The 16,825-nt window shown below is 65.6% G+C and carries 20 protein-coding genes; 18 read left to right on the top strand and 2 right to left on the bottom strand.

The annotated features are described in order from the left end of the window. Positions 1-4 precede the first annotated feature (4 nt). Genes BAC01S_RS31275 through BAC01S_RS13645 form a run of 4 tightly spaced genes read left to right on the top strand, consistent with a single transcriptional unit; the run spans position 5 to position 3,188 of the window. Complete coding sequence (locus tag BAC01S_RS31275; protein WP_043202203.1) at positions 5-1,069, top strand: RluA family pseudouridine synthase; 1,065 nt, start codon at positions 5-7, stop codon at positions 1,067-1,069. A 26-nt stretch (positions 1,070-1,095) separates the two neighbouring features. Then, on the top strand, positions 1,096-1,755 hold the full coding sequence (locus tag BAC01S_RS13655) for an HAD-IA family hydrolase (protein WP_027795270.1): 660 nt from the start codon (positions 1,096-1,098) through the stop codon (positions 1,753-1,755). Beyond that, positions 1,752-2,144 (top strand): Rieske (2Fe-2S) protein, encoded by a 393-nt coding sequence (locus BAC01S_RS13650; RefSeq protein ID WP_027795269.1) that lies wholly within the window; start codon positions 1,752-1,754, stop codon positions 2,142-2,144. Before BAC01S_RS13655 ends, BAC01S_RS13650 begins: the two co-directional genes overlap by 4 nt. Positions 2,145-2,159: 15 nt before the next feature. Further along, entirely contained in the window at positions 2,160-3,188 is a 1,029-nt protein-coding gene (locus BAC01S_RS13645; RefSeq protein WP_027795268.1) for a S49 family peptidase, read from the top strand. Between the two features lie 102 nt (positions 3,189-3,290). Here the strand turns inward: BAC01S_RS13645 and BAC01S_RS13640 are convergent, their stop codons facing one another. Beyond that, on the bottom strand, positions 3,291-4,010 hold the full coding sequence (locus BAC01S_RS13640) for an SAM-dependent methyltransferase (protein WP_027795267.1): 720 nt from the start codon (positions 4,008-4,010) through the stop codon (positions 3,291-3,293). After that, positions 4,007-4,654 (bottom strand): Maf-like protein, encoded by a 648-nt coding sequence (locus tag BAC01S_RS13635; RefSeq protein WP_043202202.1) that lies wholly within the window; start codon positions 4,652-4,654, stop codon positions 4,007-4,009. Before BAC01S_RS13635 ends, BAC01S_RS13640 begins: the two co-directional genes overlap by 4 nt. A gap of 337 nt (positions 4,655-4,991) precedes the next feature. Here BAC01S_RS13635 and BAC01S_RS13630 point away from each other — a divergent pair, with 337 nt between their 5' ends. The 14 genes from BAC01S_RS13630 to BAC01S_RS31270 all read left to right on the top strand — a co-directional run bounded on the left by BAC01S_RS13630 (position 4,992) and on the right by BAC01S_RS31270 (position 16,745). Further along, a complete protein-coding gene (locus BAC01S_RS13630; protein ID WP_027795265.1) occupies positions 4,992-5,639 on the top strand; it encodes a DUF177 domain-containing protein in 648 nt (215 codons plus the stop codon). Positions 5,640-5,770: 131 nt separating this feature from the next. Further along, positions 5,771-5,950, top strand: coding sequence for a 50S ribosomal protein L32 (gene rpmF, locus BAC01S_RS13625; protein ID WP_018441573.1), 180 nt, complete (start codon positions 5,771-5,773; stop codon positions 5,948-5,950). Between the two features lie 147 nt (positions 5,951-6,097). Continuing rightward, positions 6,098-7,204, top strand: a complete 1,107-nt coding sequence (plsX, locus tag BAC01S_RS13620; protein WP_027795264.1) for a phosphate acyltransferase PlsX — start codon at positions 6,098-6,100, stop codon at positions 7,202-7,204. Beyond that, on the top strand, positions 7,204-8,193 hold the full coding sequence (locus BAC01S_RS13615; RefSeq protein ID WP_027795263.1) for a beta-ketoacyl-ACP synthase III: 990 nt from the start codon (positions 7,204-7,206) through the stop codon (positions 8,191-8,193). The genes plsX and BAC01S_RS13615 overlap by 1 nt, the downstream gene beginning before the upstream one ends. Before the next feature lie 145 nt (positions 8,194-8,338). Beyond that, on the top strand, positions 8,339-9,277 hold the full coding sequence (gene fabD / locus BAC01S_RS13610) for an ACP S-malonyltransferase (RefSeq protein WP_027795262.1): 939 nt from the start codon (positions 8,339-8,341) through the stop codon (positions 9,275-9,277). Positions 9,278-9,337: 60 nt separating this feature from the next. Continuing rightward, complete coding sequence (fabG, locus tag BAC01S_RS13605; RefSeq protein WP_027795261.1) at positions 9,338-10,087, top strand: 3-oxoacyl-ACP reductase FabG; 750 nt, start codon at positions 9,338-9,340, stop codon at positions 10,085-10,087. Positions 10,088-10,243: 156 nt separating this feature from the next. Next, complete coding sequence (gene acpP / locus BAC01S_RS13600; RefSeq protein WP_004197638.1) at positions 10,244-10,483, top strand: acyl carrier protein; 240 nt, start codon at positions 10,244-10,246, stop codon at positions 10,481-10,483. A gap of 209 nt (positions 10,484-10,692) precedes the next feature. After that, positions 10,693-11,934: a beta-ketoacyl-ACP synthase II gene (fabF, locus tag BAC01S_RS13595; RefSeq protein ID WP_027795260.1), complete on the top strand. Its 1,242-nt coding sequence runs from the start codon at positions 10,693-10,695 to the stop codon at positions 11,932-11,934. 92 nt (positions 11,935-12,026) lie between these two features. Beyond that, entirely contained in the window at positions 12,027-12,425 is a 399-nt protein-coding gene (locus tag BAC01S_RS13590) for a protein YgfX (protein ID WP_156954412.1), read from the top strand. Between the two features lie 125 nt (positions 12,426-12,550). Continuing rightward, positions 12,551-13,150, top strand: coding sequence for an RNA polymerase sigma factor RpoE (gene rpoE, locus BAC01S_RS13585; protein ID WP_027795258.1), 600 nt, complete (start codon positions 12,551-12,553; stop codon positions 13,148-13,150). Between the two features lie 76 nt (positions 13,151-13,226). After that, positions 13,227-13,862, top strand: a complete 636-nt coding sequence (locus tag BAC01S_RS13580; RefSeq protein WP_027795257.1) for a sigma-E factor negative regulatory protein — start codon at positions 13,227-13,229, stop codon at positions 13,860-13,862. Between the two features lie 5 nt (positions 13,863-13,867). Next, on the top strand, positions 13,868-14,929 hold the full coding sequence (locus tag BAC01S_RS13575; RefSeq protein WP_027795256.1) for a MucB/RseB C-terminal domain-containing protein: 1,062 nt from the start codon (positions 13,868-13,870) through the stop codon (positions 14,927-14,929). 20 nt (positions 14,930-14,949) lie between these two features. Then, positions 14,950-16,485 (top strand): DegQ family serine endoprotease, encoded by a 1,536-nt coding sequence (locus tag BAC01S_RS13570; RefSeq protein ID WP_027795255.1) that lies wholly within the window; start codon positions 14,950-14,952, stop codon positions 16,483-16,485. After that, on the top strand, positions 16,482-16,745 hold the full coding sequence (locus BAC01S_RS31270) for a glutaredoxin family protein (protein WP_027795254.1): 264 nt from the start codon (positions 16,482-16,484) through the stop codon (positions 16,743-16,745). Before BAC01S_RS13570 ends, BAC01S_RS31270 begins: the two co-directional genes overlap by 4 nt. The last annotated feature ends 80 nt before the right edge of the window (positions 16,746-16,825 follow it).

Raw genomic sequence — 16,825 nt, 5'->3', positions numbered from 1 at the left:
CAGAATGAAAGGGTTAGGCAAAATATCCCAGAATCAGGTCGCAAGCGACCAGGTTTCCTACGTCGAAGTCGATGAAGACTCGGCCGGTCAGCGCATCGACAATTTCCTCCTGCGCGTCTGCAAAGGCGTGCCCAAAAGCCATATCTACCGGATCCTGCGCAGCGGCGAAGTTCGCGTGAACAAGGGTCGGATCGACGCCCAATACCGGCTTGTCCTTGGCGACGTTGTGCGCGTGCCGCCCATTCGCACGGCGCAGGCCGACGCAGGCGCCGCCGTGGCCGCGCCCGTGCCGGCCGCGCAGTTTCCGGTGCTTTACGAGGACGAAGCGCTGCTCGTGATCGACAAGCCGGCGGGCGTGGCGGTCCACGGCGGCAGCGGCGTGGCGTTCGGCGTGATCGAACAGCTGCGCGAGGCGCGGCCGCACGCGAAGTTCCTCGAACTGGTGCATCGGCTCGACCGCGAAACCTCCGGCATCCTCATGCTGGCCAAGAAGCGCGCGGCGCTGGTGGGTCTGCACGAGCAGATTCGCGAAAACCGGATGGACAAGCGCTACTACGCGTGCGTCCACGGCGACTGGGCGAGCGACTGGGGCCGCCGCCGCGCGGTGAAGGAGCCGCTGCACAAGTTCCTGACCCCGGAAGGCGAGCGTCGCGTGCGTGTGCAGCCCGACGGCCAGCCTTCGCATACGGTCTTCAACCTCGTCGAGCGCTGGCCGGAGTACGCTCTGCTCGAGGCGGAACTGAAGACGGGCCGCACGCATCAGATTCGCGTGCATCTGGCGCACCTCGGCCTGCCCATCGTCGGCGACGCCAAATACGGCGATTTCGCGCTGAACAAGGCGCTCGCGCGCCCGGCGGCCAAACCCGGCATCAAGCGCATGTTTCTGCACGCGTACCGGCTGAAGCTGGTGCATCCGATCACGGGCGAGACGCTGCAGTTCGAAGCGCCGCTGCCCGCCGAGTGTCGGCGCTTCGTCGAGTCGCTGCGCGCGCAGCGCGACGGCGCCGAAGGCGGCGAGGGTGCGGAACCGGGGCGAGACGCGGGCAAACCCGCCGCGCAACCCGAATAGAACAATACCGTTTGGAGAAGCACCGCATGGCCAGAGAACAATTTGACCTGATTGTGTTCGATTGGGACGGCACGCTGATGGATTCGACGGCCCACATCACGCGCAGCATCCAGGCGGCTTGCCGCGACCTGGGGTTGCCCGTGCCGGGCGACGAAGCCGCGAGCTATGTGATCGGCCTCGGCCTGCGCGAGGCGCTGCAGATTGCGGCGCCCACGCTCGATACGGCCGACTACCCGCGTCTTGTCGAGCGCTACCGCGTGCACTACCTGCTCAACGAGCAAAAGACCGAGCTCTTCGCCGGCGTGCGCGAGATGCTGGCCGAACTGCGCGAGGTCGGTTATCTGCTGGCCGTGGCGACGGGAAAGAGCCGCGTCGGCCTGAACCGCGCGCTCGACGAGGCGCGCCTCACGAGTCTCTTCGACGGCACCCGCTGCGCGGACGAAACCTTCTCGAAGCCGCATCCGGCCATGCTTCACGAGTTGACGCGTGAACTGGGGCAAGATCCCGGCCGCACGCTGATGATCGGCGATACGACGCACGATCTGCAGATGGCGATCAACGCGGGCGTGGCGGGCGTGGGCGTCGCGTATGGCGCGCATGCGCCCGGATCGCTCGAAACCCTTGCGCCGCGCTACATCGCCCCCGATGTGGCGGCGCTGGCTGCCTGGCTGCGGGAGCACGCATGACGGAGGCGCTGATCGATCCGGTGCGAATTTGTGCCGCGGAGGACCTGCTCGACGGCGGCGCGGGCCAGCGCATGAGCGCGACCTACGTGGGCGGCGAGGCGGTGGTGTTCTTCGTTCGCTATGGCGGCGAGGTTTACGGCTACCTGAATCGCTGCGCTCACGTGCCCATGGAGCTGGACTGGGTGGAAGGCCAGTTCTTCGAGTCGTCCGGCCTCTATCTCATGTGCGCGACCCACGGCGCGATCTACGAGCCCGACACCGGCAAATGCGTGGGCGGTCCGTGCCGCGGCGGCCGCCTGCGGCCGGTGCGTGTCGAAGAACGGGACACGCCCGAGGGCCGTGCGGTATTCTGGCTCCCCGATGGCGATCTCCGCCCGACCCAACCCTGACCACGCACGGCTCGCATGTCCGACAATCCGACCCCTGAATCGAACGAACCGGTCCGTCCCAAATCGGCTGAAGGCGCGGCTGAAAGCGCATCTGGCCGCAACGCTCCCGCGCCCGGCTGGGAGCGCGAGGCGCTCGAGCGTATCGCGCTGGCCGCGATCCACGAGCAGCGCGCGGCGCGGCGCTGGAGGATATTCTTCCGCTTCGCCTTCCTCGCGGTGCTGCTGGTGATCGCATGGAGCGTGCTGGACCTCTCTGGCGCGCGCGTCGAGGGCGACAGCCGCCACACGGCGCTCGTGTCGCTCGACGGCGAGATCGCGTCCGATACGAGCGCGAACGCCGAAGACATCAACAGCGCGCTCGACAGCGCCTTCGACGACGACGGCACGGCCGGCGTGATCCTGCACATCGACAGCCCCGGGGGCAGTCCCGTGCAGGCGAGCATCATCAACGACGAGATCCTGCGGCTGCGCAAGAAGTACCCGGCTATCCCGCTCTACGTCGTGGTGGGCGACATGTGCGCGTCGGGCGGCTATTACGTCGCGGCGGCCGCCGACAAGATCTACGTGAACAAGGCGAGCATCGTGGGCTCGATCGGCGTGCTGATGGACGGCTTCGGCTTCACGGGTCTCATGGACAAGCTCGGCATCCAGCGCCGCCTGCACACGTCAGGCGAGAACAAGGGCTTCTTCGACCCGTTCTCGCCGGAGACCCCGCAGATGGACGCCCACGCCCAGGACATGCTCGATCAGATCCATCAGCAGTTCATCGACGCGGTGAAGACCGGCCGCGGCAAGCGGTTGCACGATACGCCCGACCTTTTCTCGGGGCTGTTCTGGACGGGCGAGAAGAGCGTGGAGCTGGGTCTTGCGGACGGTTTTGGCGACACCGACTACGTGGCGCGCGAGGTTATCAAGGCGCCCGATATCGTCGACTACACGGTCAAGCAGAGCCTCACCGACCGCGTGGCGAAGCGTTTCGGCACGGCGGTGGGCTCGGCCGCGATGCACGCGCTGATCGCGAGCGGCCAGATCGCGGTCCACTAAAACCGCGGCTTTATGGCGAGCGGCCGTCCGCGCCTCGTGCGCGGGCGGCCGTTGTGCTTGGGGGCGGTGGCTTCGCGTCGTGTCGCGTCGGACCCTGTGGCGTCAGGCGGCGAGCAGCAGAAAAATGGCCGGTCGCTTGTGCAGATCGGGCGCGGGCTTTTTCTTCCAGTCGGCCACCGTTCGGCTCACGATCGTTTCCGTCGGCAGCGTGAGGTCGACGGCGACGCACACGAGCGTCGAGGGCGCGCAGTTCGCGAGCAGCGCATCGAGCATCGTCCGGTTGCGGTAGGGCGTTTCGATGAAGATCTGCGTTTGCTTCGCCTTGCGCGAGTGTTGCTCCAGTTCGCGCAGCTTCTTGACGCGTTCGTTCGCGTCGACCGGCAGGTAGCCGTGGAAGGCGAAGCTCTGGCCGTTCAGGCCGGAGGCCATCAGCGCGAGCAGGATCGAGCTGGGCCCCACGAGCGGCACGACCTTGATGCCGCGTTCGTGGGCCCGCCGCACGAGCAGCGCGCCGGGGTCGGCCACAGCGGGCACGCCCGCTTCCGAAACGAGACCCGTGTCGATCCCGGCGAGCAGCGGCGCGAGCAGCTTGTCGATCTCGCCGGCCGGCGTGTTGACGTTCATCTCGCGGATCTCGATCTCCTGGATCGGACGCGTCGTGCCGACCCGCTTGAGGAAAGCGCGTGTCGTCTTGGCGTTTTCGCCGATGTAGCTCGCGAGCGTACCCGCGCGCTCGCGCACCGCGGCCGGCAGGACGGCCGCGAGCGCGGCCTCGTCGCCGTCGCCGAGCGTGTTCGGAATCAGATAGAGCGTGCCGGTCATTGGGCCTCCAGCAGCGGGTAGCCTGCCTCGAGCAGCATGCGCGTGAGCGCGATGAGCGGCAGGCCGATCAGCGCGGTGGGGTCGTCGGATTCGATCGCTTCGAGCAGCGCGATGCCCAGACCTTCGGACTTTGCGCTGCCGGCGCAGTCGTAGGGCTGCTCGGCGCGCAGGTAGGCGTCGAGCTTCGCGTCGGAGAGGGGCCGGAAGCGCACCTTCGTCACGACGTCGACCGTATCCGTTTGGCCGGTGGCGGTGTCGAGCAGGCTGAGCGCGCTATGGAAGAGGACTTCGCGGCCCCGCATCGACTGCAACTGGGCCAGCGCGCGCTCATGGGTGCCGGGCTTGCCGATCTGCTTGCCGTCGAAGGTTGCCACCTGGTCGGACCCGATCACGAGCGTGCGGCCGGCCGCGGCGGGCAGGGCGGCCGCTACGGCGCGGGCTTTGGCTTGCGCCAGCCGCAGCGCCGTGGCTTCCGGCGTTTCGCCGGCGTGCGGCGTTTCGTCGACAGCGGGCACCGCGGTGTCGAACGGAATGCACAGCCGCTCCAGCAATTCGCGGCGGTAGCGCGAGCTGGAAGCGAGAATCAGCGCGGGGCGGCTCGGGGAGAGGTCGATGCCTCGGCCCGTGGGGGAGATGTCCTGCATGTTCGGTCGATCGTAGAAAAGAGGGGCGGATAGATGGCGCTCAAAGGGAAAACTCTGCCCGCACAGACACTTGCGTGCAAGCCGTTAAGTGTTTGACTCCAAAAGATAAAGGCGTTATGATTTTGGGCTTTTCATCGGTCTGCCTTTTGGCTTGACCCTTGCTTGACCCTTCGGCTTGGCCCCCGAGTTGGTCCCACGCACTTCGGGTAGAGGTGAGCGGCGAAAGCCGGGAAGTCAAAAGTAGGGCGCAGTTCGCGGGCAGTTCGCAAGCGCGGCTTGCCAGTCGTAGCGACACGCGCGAGACTGGCGCGTAGACAACGACGCGCAGGAGCGCACAATGACCGAACAAACTGGTAAGCCCGCGGGCGCCATCGCTTCGCTTAACCCGCGCGACCTCGATCTCTTCGAATTCGCGCGTAGCGCCCGGGAAGCCGCAGGGGCCGTGCGCCTCTCGCAACTGCCGCGCATGTTAAACGAAGTCCCGGCGGACGCGCCAGATCGCGACACCGCCTTCACGTGGCAGGCGGCGGGGTTCACCCAGGCGGAATTACAGGATGACGGTGCCGAAGGGCCGCAGCCGTATCTGCGGCTTGCGATTCACGGTAGCGCATGGCTTGGGTGTCAGCGTTGCCTCGCTCCCTACGAGCAGGCTTTCGACGCTGACCGGGTCTTCCGTATCGTCCAGACGGAAGAGGAGGCGGACGAGTTTCCGCTCGACGACGATGACGTCGATGTGATTGTTGGCTCGCGCCATTTCGATCTCGTCGACTTGATCGAAGAGGAGCTGTTGCTCTCCCTGCCGCTCGTGCCGAAGCACGAAGTCTGTCCGGCAGTGCACGAAAGCCTCGCCTCGGGTGCCGATGGCGCGGAAGGCGTGGACTCCGTGGACGACGTGCCGGAGCAGGAAATCGAGACGGAAGAGCGCGTCAACCCGTTTGCGGCGCTCGAATCGCTCAAGAAGGACGGTCCTGGCAGCAAGCATTGAAGCTGCTGCCGGTGGCGCGCAGTACACCGCAGTACCCATTCGTAGGCCCCATCCGGGAGTCCTGCCAACCCCTCGGGTGGCGGCGGCCGGATCGGGTTGTGTTAGAATTCGCGAAATTCTCAGGAGTTATCATGGCAGTTCAACAAAACAAGAAGTCGCCGTCGAAGCGCGGCATGCACCGCTCGCACGATTTCCTCACGGGCGCTCCGCTGGCTGTCGAGCCGAGCACGGGTGAAGTGCACCTGCGTCACCACATCAGCCCGAACGGCTACTACCGCGGCAAGAAAGTCGTCAAGACCAAGAACGACTAATCGTTCCACTGCGCGGTGTCCGCTGGGTCTGCTGGATCATCAAGCGGCGCTGCGCATGGCGATTCTGTTCGCTTGACAATTTTTCGGCTCGGCAAAAAAGGCGGCATTCAACTGCCGCTTTTTTGTGCCTGAAATCCGTCGCATTCCATGACTGTTACGCTCACGATAGATTGCATGGGAGGCGACCACGGACCGTCCGTGACGGTGCCTGCCGCAATCAATTTCGTCCGCTCGCACCCCGACGCGCATCTGCTGCTCGTGGGCGTCGAGTCGGCGATCCGTGCCCAGTTGAAGAAGCTGAAGGCGCTGGATAACCCTGCGTTGTCGGTCGTTCCCGCCACCGAGGTCGTCGAAATGGACGACCCGGTCGAAGTCGCGCTGCGCAAGAAGAAAGATTCGTCGATGCGCGTCGCGCTCAATCGCGTGAAGGACGGCGAGGCGCAGGCGTGTGTTTCCGCGGGCAACACCGGCGCGTTGATGGCCGTTTCGCGCTACGTGCTCAAGACGCTGCCCGGCATCGAACGTCCCGCGATCGCTTTTCCGATGCCGAACGTGACCACCGGCTATACGACGGTGCTCGACCTCGGCGCGAACGTCGACTGCGAACCGCAGCATCTGCTGCAGTTCGCCGAGATGGGGCATGCGCTCGTCGCCGCGCTCGAAAACAAGGAGCGGCCAAGTATCGGCCTCCTGAATATCGGCGAAGAGATCATCAAGGGCAACGAGACCATCAAACGTGCGGGCGAGCTGCTGCGCGCGAGCACGCTGAACTTCCGCGGCAACGTCGAAGGCAACGACATTTACAAGGGCACCGTCGACGTCATCGTCTGTGACGGTTTCGTTGGTAATGTCGCGCTCAAGACGTCGGAGGGCCTCGCCGACATGCTCACGAAGGGGCTTCGGGAAGAGTTCGGGCGTTCGTGGCTCACGAAGCTGGCCGCGCTCGTCGCGATGCCCGTGCTGCTGAGCTACAAGAAGCGCTTCGATCCCCGCAAGTACAACGGCGCCGCGCTGTTGGGACTCAAGAGCGTCGTCATCAAGAGCCACGGCTCCGCGGATGCCTACGCGTTTGAGTGGGCGATCAAACGCGGGTATGATGCCGTCAAAAATGGCGTGCTGGAGCGTCTCGCTCGCGCCATGGACGAGAACGCCGGTTCGCTCGAACAGGCGGCCGGCGGGTCCGGCGACAGCCAGCCCGGTGCTCAGGCCGCGGGCGAGATTCCGCCCGGCACCGCATCTTCCTCGAAGGCATAATGGCTCAATCGACTCTATATACCCGCGTGCTCGGCACGGGCAGCTATCTTCCGCCGGACCGCGTGACCAACCAGGAACTGGCTGAGCGTCTCGCCGCGAAGGGCGTCGAGACGAGCGACGAGTGGATCGTCGCCCGCACTGGCATCCATGCGCGCCACTTCGCCGCCTCCGACGTCACGACGAGCGATCTCGCGCTGGCTGCCTCGCAGCGCGCCATCGCCGCAGCCGACGTCGATCCGCAGTCGATCGACCTCATCATCGTTGCCACGTCCACGCCCGATTTCGTATTCCCGAGCACGGCCTGCCTGCTGCAGAACAAGCTCGGCATTCGCAATCACGGTGCCGCGTTCGACGTGCAGGCCGTGTGCGCGGGTTTCGCGTATGCGGTCTCGGTCGCCGACAGCCTGATCCGCAGCGGCCAGCACCGCACGGCGCTCATCGTCGGCGCGGAAACCTTCTCGCGCATTCTCGACTTCAACGATCGCACCACCTGCGTGCTGTTCGGCGACGGCGCGGGCGCGATCGTGCTGCAGGCATCCGCCGAACCGGGCGTGCTGTCGAGCGCGCTCCATGCCGACGGCAGCTACGCGCACATCCTCTGCACGCCGGGCAACGTGAACGGCGGCGTGATTGCCGGCAACGCCTTCCTCCATATGGACGGCCAGGCGGTGTTCAAGCTTGCCGTGAACGTGCTGGAGAAAGTCGCGCTCGAGGCTCTCGACAAGGCGCAGTTGAACGCCGACCAGATCGACTGGCTGATTCCGCACCAGGCCAATATCCGCATCATGCAGGGCACGTGCCGCAAGCTCGGCCTGCCTGCCGAGCGCATGGTGGTGACGGTGGGCGAGCACGGCAACACGTCGGCGGCGTCCATTCCGCTCGCACTCGATGTCGCGGTGCGCGACGGCCGCATCAAGCGCGGCCAGAACGTGCTCATCGAAGGGGTCGGCGGCGGCTTCACGTGGGGCGCATCCGTCATCCGCTATTGATTTCGACTGGGCTACGCACGCCGCGCCCTACCGCGCGCGGCCGGCGGGCGCACGTTCGAGGCGCGTTTGAGGCGGCATATCGCATACCTCATGTGCGCCAGATCGCGGTGCGCCGCCCATCTGAACTGACCGAATTGGGGACGCTATGAAATTCGCATTTGTTTTTCCGGGCCAGGGCTCGCAGGCCGTCGGCATGCTCGATGTTTTTGCCGATAGCGCTGTCGTGCGCGAAACGCTGCAGGAAGCTTCGGACGCGCTGAATCAGGATCTCGGCAAGTTGATCGCCGCAGGTCCGGCCGACGAACTGAATCTCACCACCAATACCCAGCCTGTCATGCTGACCGCTGCCTGGGCCGTGTACCGCGCATGGCAGCAGGCGGGCGGCCCGGCGCCTGCCGTGGTCGCGGGTCACAGCCTTGGCGAGTACACGGCGCTTGTCGCAGCCGGCGTGCTGGCTTTCCGCGATGCGGTGCCGCTCGTGCGCTTTCGCGCGCAGGCGATGCAAAGCGCAGTGCCGGTGGGCGAGGGCGGCATGGCCGCCGTGCTGGGCCTCGACGACGACACCGTGCGTGCCGCCTGCGCGGAAGCCGCTGCGGCGACGGGCGGCGTGGTCGAAGCCGTCAACTTCAATGCGCCGGCGCAGGTCGTGATCGCGGGCCATAAGGGCGCGGTGGAAAAGGCCTGTGAGGTCGCCAAGGCGAAGGGCGCGAAGCGCGCGCTGCCGCTGCCGGTTTCCGCGCCGTTCCACTCGTCGCTGCTCAAGCCGGCGTCGGACCAGCTGCGTCAATATCTCGCGGACGTGAAGCTCAATGCGCCGTCGATCCCCGTCGTGAACAACGTCGACGTGGCGTTCGCAACCGATCCCGAAGCCATTCGCGAAGCGCTCGTGCGCCAGGCGGCCGGTCCGGTGCGCTGGGTGGAGTGCGTGCAGGCGATTGCCGCCCAGGGCGTCACGCATCTGATCGAATGCGGTCCGGGCAAGGTGCTGGCGGGCCTGACAAAGCGTATCGACGGCAACCTCGTGGGTGCGTCGGTGGCCGATCCGAAATCGCTCGAAGAAGCACTCGCGCTCGTCGCCGGCTAGGTCATCACCGGCCAGGCGGCTTCCCGGGTCACACTCGCAACGGATTCAAGAAATAGACAGATGGAAAAGACTCTCGACAACCAGACCGCCATCGTGACGGGCGCCTCGCGCGGTATCGGCCGGGCGATCGCGATCGAACTGGCGCGCCAGGGCGCCATGGTGATCGGCACCGCCACGAGCGAAGCGGGCGCGCAAGCCATCGGCGCGGCCTTCGAGGCGGAAGGCCTCAAGGGCCGCGGCGCCGTGCTCGACGTCAACGACGCGGCGGCGGCCGAAGCGCTGATCAACGCCACGGTGAAGGAATTCGGCGGCCTTGCGGTCCTCGTCAACAACGCGGGCATTACGCAGGACAACCTCGCGATGCGCATGAAGGACGACGAGTGGGACGCCGTGATCGACACCAATCTGAAGTCGGTGTTCCGCCTTTCCCGTGCCGTGCTGCGTCCGATGATGAAGGCGCGTTCGGGCCGCATCATCAACATCACGTCGGTGGTCGGTTCGTCGGGCAACCCCGGCCAGGCCAACTACGCGGCGGCGAAGGCGGGCGTGGCCGGCATGACGCGCGCGCTCGCGCGCGAGATCGGCAGCCGCGGCATCACCGTGAACTGCGTCGCGCCGGGCTTCATCGACACGGACATGACGAAGGATCTGCCGGCCGAGCAGCAAGCCGCGCTCAAGCAGCAGATTCCGCTGGGCCGCCTGGGCAGCCCCGACGACATCGCGCATGCGGTCGCGTTCCTCGCGTCGCCGCAGGCGGGGTACATCACCGGCACCACGCTGCATGTGAACGGTGGCATGTATATGTCTTAACCGGATTCGGGTACTATCCGCGCCTTGATACGCCTAATGGGTGCGGTCGCGGATAGTGGCCATCCGGAACCTCGAGCGCCGCTTTTCTGCCAGTTCAAACCTGCTAAAATGCGCGCACTCGCATTCATGAGCTAACTTTTTTCCCTTGGAGGGGTAATGGACAACATCGAACAGCGCGTCAAGAAGATCGTCGCCGAGCAACTGGGCGTCGCCGAAGCCGAAATCAAGAACGAGGCTTCGTTCGTGAACGATCTGGGCGCCGACTCGCTCGACACCGTTGAACTCGTGATGGCCCTCGAAGACGAATTCGGCATGGAAATTCCCGACGAGGAAGCCGAGAAGATCACGACGGTCCAGCAGGCCATCGACTACGCTCGCGCGAACGTCAAGGCCTAAGGACATTCCGGCGCTTTTTGTCCGCAGTTGTCTCGTAATGGCCAGCGCCGCTGCGGCGCGAGCGGCCCGAGAGGACATTCGCCTGTGAACCCGCACACGCCCGCACCCGCTGCAGGGCTTTTGCCGGTCAACTAGCCACAGGGCTCACAGGAGCATTTCCTGTGGCCTCTGTGGCTTTTGTTTTTGTCATCTATGGAAAAGGGGTTACCGTGAGCCGCCGTCGAGTTGTCGTTACAGGCCTGGGGCTGATTTCGCCTGTTGGCAATAATGTTGCCGACGGCTGGGCCAATCTGGTCGCCGGCAAGTCCGGCATCGCCAACATCACGAAGTTCGACGCCACGAACTTCTCGACCCGCTTCGCCGGCGAAGTGAAGAACTTCAACGTCGAAGACTACATGCCGGCAAAAGAGGCGCGCCATATGGATACGTTCATCCATTACGGCATTGCGGCCGGCATGCAGGCGATGCAGGACAGCGGGTTCGAGATCACCGAGGAAAACGCCGAGCGCGTGGGCGTCGTGGTGGGCTCGGGCATCGGCGGCCTGCCGATGATCGAAATCACGCAGACCGAACTGCTCAATCGCGGTCCGCGCCGTATTTCGCCGTTCTTCGTCCCCGCCTCGATCATCAACATGATCTCGGGCCACCTCTCGATCAAGTACGGCCTCAAGGGCCCGAATCTCTCGATGGTCACGGCCTGCACGACCGGCCTGCACTGCATCGGCGAGGCTTCGCGCCTGATCGAGTATGGCGATGCCGACGTGATGATCGCGGGCGGCGCGGAATCGACCGTCTCGCCGCTCGGTATCGGCGGCTTCGCGGCGGCGCGTGCGCTCTCGCAGCGCAACGACGATCCGGCCACGGCAAGCCGTCCGTGGGACAAGGACCGCGACGGCTTCGTGCTGGGCGAGGGCGCGGGCGTGATGGTCCTCGAAGAGTACGAGCACGCGAAGAAGCGCGGCGCGAAGATCTACGCGGAAGTCTCCGGCTACGGCATGAGCGGCGATGCGTATCACATGACCGCGCCGCTCGAAGACGGTGACGGCGCGCGCCGCTGCATGCTGGCGGCCATGCGCAACGCGGGCGTGAACGCCAACGAGGTGAACTGGCTCAGCGCACACGGCACTTCGACGCCGCTCGGCGACCTCGCGGAAACGATCGCGATCAAGCGCGCCTTCGGCGACCACGCGAAGGATATCGTCGTGAACTCGACGAAGTCGATGACCGGGCATTTGCTCGGCGGTGCGGGCGGTCTCGAGTCGGTGTTCACGGCGCTCGCCGTGCACAACCAGATCTCGCCGCCGACGATCAACATCTTCAACCAGGATCCGGAATGCGACCTGGACTATTGCGCGAACACCGCGCGGGAGATGAAGATCGACGTCGCGCTGAAGAACTCGTTCGGGTTCGGCGGCACGAACGGCACGCTGGTCTTCAAGCGTCACGCTTGACGCGCACGGACGTCCACGCGGCCGCGCCGGCAAGCCCGGCCGGCCGCAATCCTGCCTTTCTTTCGCGGCACGAAGGCGCGCCGCGAATTGTCTTGCGCCTTTCCCCCACGTTGTTTTGCGTCCTCGCGGCGGGTATCGCCGCGGCGACGGCGGCGGTCTGGACGGCGCTGTCTCCATGGTTCGGCGCCGCGCGCGCCGTGCCGCCCGCACTGGCGATTCTGGCCGCTTGCGGCCTGTCCGTCGTGGCCTGGTGTCGCAGGCAACCCACTGCCCTTGAAATCGGGCCAGATTCGTTTGTCACCTATTCGCGCGCGGGTGCCCGTCTTTTTCAGGGACGTCTGATGGGCGCGTCGCAGTGGGGAAGCGCCTTGCTTGCGTTGTCGGTGCAGGGCGAGGCGGGGCGCGCCACGGTGCTCGTCGCGGCCGACGCGGTCGGGCGCGCAGCCTTTCGCGAACTGGCTGTCCGTGCGCGCTGCGCGGCCGGACGCTGAGCGATTCCTTGCGCCGCGCCAGTCGCTGTAACGACTGTAACCGCTGTTACTCGCGTAACGTGAGGGGTGGTGGGGGGCGCTACAATGGTGCCCCCGCGTCTACCATGAGCTAACGGATTTTTCAGGTGAGCGAAAAAGAAATCGACCAGGTGCTGGTCGAGCGCGTGCAAAAAGGCGACAAGGCCGCGTTCGAGCTTCTGGTCTCCAAATACCACCGCAAGATCATCCGGCTGATCTCGCGCCTCGTGCGGGATCCCGCCGAGGTCGAGGACGTGGCCCAGGACGCCTTCATCAAGGCGTACCGGGCGCTGCCGCAGTTTCGCGGCGAATCGGCTTTCTATACGTGGTTGTACCGTATTGCGGTCAATACGGCCAAGAATTACCTTGCGACCCAGGGAAGACGCGCCCCGACTTCCACCGAAGCGGATGCAGAAGAAGCGGAAACTTTCTCGGATGCCGATCAACTAAGGGATATCAACACGCCCGAGTCGATGTTGATGAGCAAGCAGATCGCGCAGACGGTCAATGCTGCCATGGCGGTTCTGCCGGAAGAGCTGCGCACCGCCATTACTCTGCGGGAAATAGAAGGTTTGAGCTACGAGGAAATTGCTGAGATGATGGGGTGCCCGATCGGTACCGTCAGATCAAGAATTTTCCGCGCTCGCGAAGCCATTGCGGCAAAATTGCGTCCGCTGCTGGACACACCGGAAGGCAAGCGCTGGTAAGCCGGCGGCCTGCGGGGCACGGGTGCGATTCACCGGGTTAGTGTCATAAAGGGTCTGTAAGGGAATGGGGAGCATCATGGGATCGGTCTCGATGCAGTCGGTGTCAAGCTCGCACGGCGAGCGTCTGTCCGCCTTGGTCGACGGGGAACTCACCGTCGAAGAGCATCTGAGCGGTATCTTTTCTGAACTCGATCGCGAAGGCCGTGCCGCCTGGTCGGACTATCACCTGATCGGCGACGTGCTGCGCTCGGACGACCTCGCGCTCGACGCGGCGGCGAGCCGGTCGTTCATGACGGGGTTTGCCGCGCGTTTCGAGGCCGAGCCGCATGTGCTCGCGCCCGCCGCGCTGCCGGCCGCGCGCGAAGGCGCGAGCCGCGTTGGCCGCATTCTCGCGCTGCGTCACCGCGTCGTGCCTACGCTGGCGGTTGCCGCGGCCGCCGCTACCCTCACCTGGATCGTCGTGCCGCAGATGCGCGGTGCGGGCCTGGCGAGCGGTGGCGCGCAGATCGCTTCGGTCGGCTCGTCGCAGGGCATGCAGCGCGTGGCGATGAATGCGGCGCCCGTGCAGGCGGCCGCCGTGCAGGACGGCAACATCATTCGCGACGCGCGTCTGGATGAGTATCTGGAAGCTCACCAGCAGTTCGCGCAGCAACCGGCGATGGCGGATTCGATGCCGTTTGTCCGGGCTGCCCTCACCACGCAAGGCCAGTAAGCTTGATGCAGACATTGCGGTTCAATAAAACGACAATCTGGGGGCGGCTGCCGGCATTGCTATGCTGTGTGGCCGTAATGCTGACCGCTCTGTCTGTGGCCAACCGGGCCGACGCGCAAAGCGCGCCGGCTGCCGATCTCGCCACGCCCCAGGCCGCGGCTCAATGGCTGGACCGCCTCCAGCAGGCCGCCCAGCAGCAGAATTACGAGGGCACCTTCGTCTATCAGCGCGGGGCTTTCGTGCAGTCGTCGCGTATCGAACACTACGCCACGAAGAACGACGGCGAGTACGAGCAGATCGAAAGCCTCGACGGCAAGCCGCGCAAACTGCTGCGTCATAACGACGACGTCTACACCTTCGTGCCCGAGCGCAAGCTCTGTGTGATCGAGAAGCGCCAGAACAAGGACGCCTTCCCGGCGCTCCTCAGCTCGGGCGGCGATCAGGTCGTGACCGTCTACACGCCGAAGGCGCTCGGCGGCGATCGCGTCGCGGGCATCGACAGCCAGGTCGTCGAGCTCGATCCCAAGGACGGCTATCGTTTTGCCTACAAGCTGTGGGCGGACGCGAAAACCGGACTGCTGCTGCGCGCGCAGACGCTCGATCCGTCGAACGGGCAAGTGCTCGAGCAACTGTCGTTCACCCAGGTCCAGATCGGCGTGCCGGCGGACAAGACCGCCATCCTCAGCGGCATACGCAACACCACCGGCTGGACCGTGGTGCATCCGCCGCTGGAGCCGGTGGACATGGAGGCGCAGGGCTGGAGCTTCGGCACGCCCGTGCCCGGCTTCCACAAGATCCGCGAACTGCGTCGGCCGATGGCCGCGCGCGACGCGAACGATCCGCCCATTCCCGTGGATCAGGCCGTTTTCTCCGACGGCCTCGCCGCGATCTCCGTTTTCGTCGAGCCCGCCGAGAACAACAGCCGCAAGGAAGGCGCGGGCAGCAACGGCGCCACCCATGTGCTCGTGAAGCGCCGCGGCGATTACTGGATTACCGTGCTCGGCGAGGTGCCCCAGACCACGTTGCAGCAGTTCGCGTCTGCCATAGAATACAAGGCTCCCAGGTAAATCCTTCGGCTGACTACGATATGACGATTCTCCCGCTGCGCAAATTCTTCGCGGCCGCGGTGGTTGCGGCTTGCTTGCCGTTCGCGCCGCAGGTGGCGTCGGCGGCGCCCGCGGCCAATCTGCCCGACTTCACCGATCTCGTCGACAAGGTCGGGCCTTCCGTCGTCAACATTCGCACGACCACGCGCGTGAGTTCCGCGCAGCCCGGCTTGCCGCCTGGCATGGACAACGGCGACATGTCGGAGTTTTTCCGCCGCTTCTTCGGTATTCCGCTGCCGCAGAGTCCGCAGGGGCAATCGCCTCATGGTGGGCAAGGTGGCCAGGGCGGGCAAGGCAGCCAGGGAGGTCAGGGCGGCGATCAGGATTCGACGCCGCCCGATAGCGGCAGCGATAGCGAACAGAGCAGCGGCGTCGGCTCGGGCTTCATCCTTTCGAGCGACGGCTACGTGATGACGAACGCGCACGTCGTGGACGACGCGGACACCATTTACGTCACGCTCACGGACAAGCGCGAGTTCAAGGCAAAGCTCGTCGGCGTGGACGACCGCACCGATGTCGCCGTCGTGAAGATCCAGGCAAGCAGCCTGCCGGCGGTGACCATCGGCGATTCGAACAAGCTGCGCGTCGGCGAGTGGGTTGTCGCGATCGGTTCGCCGTTCGGGCTCGAGAACACCGTGACGGCGGGCATCGTCAGCGCCAAGGGCCGCGACACGGGCGACTATCTGCCGTTCATCCAGACCGACGTGGCCGTGAACCCCGGCAACTCGGGCGGCCCGCTCATCAACATGCAGGGCGAGGTCATCGGCATCAACTCGCAGATCTATAGCCGCACCGGCGGCTTCATGGGCATTTCGTTCGCGATCCCGATCGACGAGGCCATGCGCGTGGCCGACCAGCTCGAGAAGACGGGCAAGGTCACGCGCGGCCGCATTGCGGTGGCGATCGGCGAAGTGACGAAGGACGTGGCCGACTCGCTCGGTCTGCCGAAGGCGCAGGGCGCGCTGGTGTCGAGCGTCGAGTCGGGCGGCCCGGCCGACAAGGCCGGCATCCAGCCGGGCGACATCATTCTGAAGTTCAACGGCCAGTCCGTGGATACGGCCACCGACCTGCCGCGCATGGTCGGCGACACGAAGCCCGGCACCAAGGCAACCGTCACGATCTGGCGCAAGGGCCAGACGCGCGACCTGCCGATCACGATTGCCGAAATGCAGAGCGACAAGTCGGCGAAGGCCGACCAGAAGTCGGCGCCGCAGCCGAAGCCGCGGGCCTCGAACGCACTGGGCCTCGCGGTGGTCGACATTCCGTCCGACCAGCTCGCGCAACTGAAGATCAAGGGCGGCGTGCAGGTGGATTCGGTCGACGGCCCGGCGGCCCGTGCCGGCCTGCAGAAGGGCGACATCATTCTGCGGGTGGGCGATACCGACATCACGGGCGCGAAGCAGTTCGAGGAAGTCACTGCCCATCTCGATCCGCAAAAGATGGTGGCGGTGCTCGTGCGGCGCGGCGACAACACGCAGTTCGTGCCGCTGCGTCCGCGCAGCGCGGGGCAGAAGTGACCTTGCAGCGCGCGGTCGTGCCGCAGCTCGTGCTGTACGGCCGCGCGTGGTGTCATCTTTGCGAGGAAATGCGCGCGGCGATCGAGCCGCTGGCCGCGGTAGCCGGGGCGCGGGTGGAAGTGATCGACGTCGATTCCGACCCCGCGCTACAGGCGCGCTACGACGAACTCGTGCCGGTTCTCATGTGTGACGGCGTGGAGCTGTGCCACTACCGCCTCGACGAAACGCGCCTGCGCGAGGCGCTCGGGATGCGTGCCTGATACTCCGAAACCTGCCGTCGGCACCCCTTTTCGGCTAAAATAGTCCGGTTTTTCATCTGTTTACGAGGCGTGCCACGCAA

The organism is Paraburkholderia acidipaludis NBRC 101816, from assembly GCF_000684975.1.
Lineage (GTDB): Bacteria > Pseudomonadota > Gammaproteobacteria > Burkholderiales > Burkholderiaceae > Paraburkholderia > Paraburkholderia acidipaludis.
Note: the sequence above shows the minus strand (reverse complement) of the source record. Positions and strands in the feature narration are given on the sequence as shown.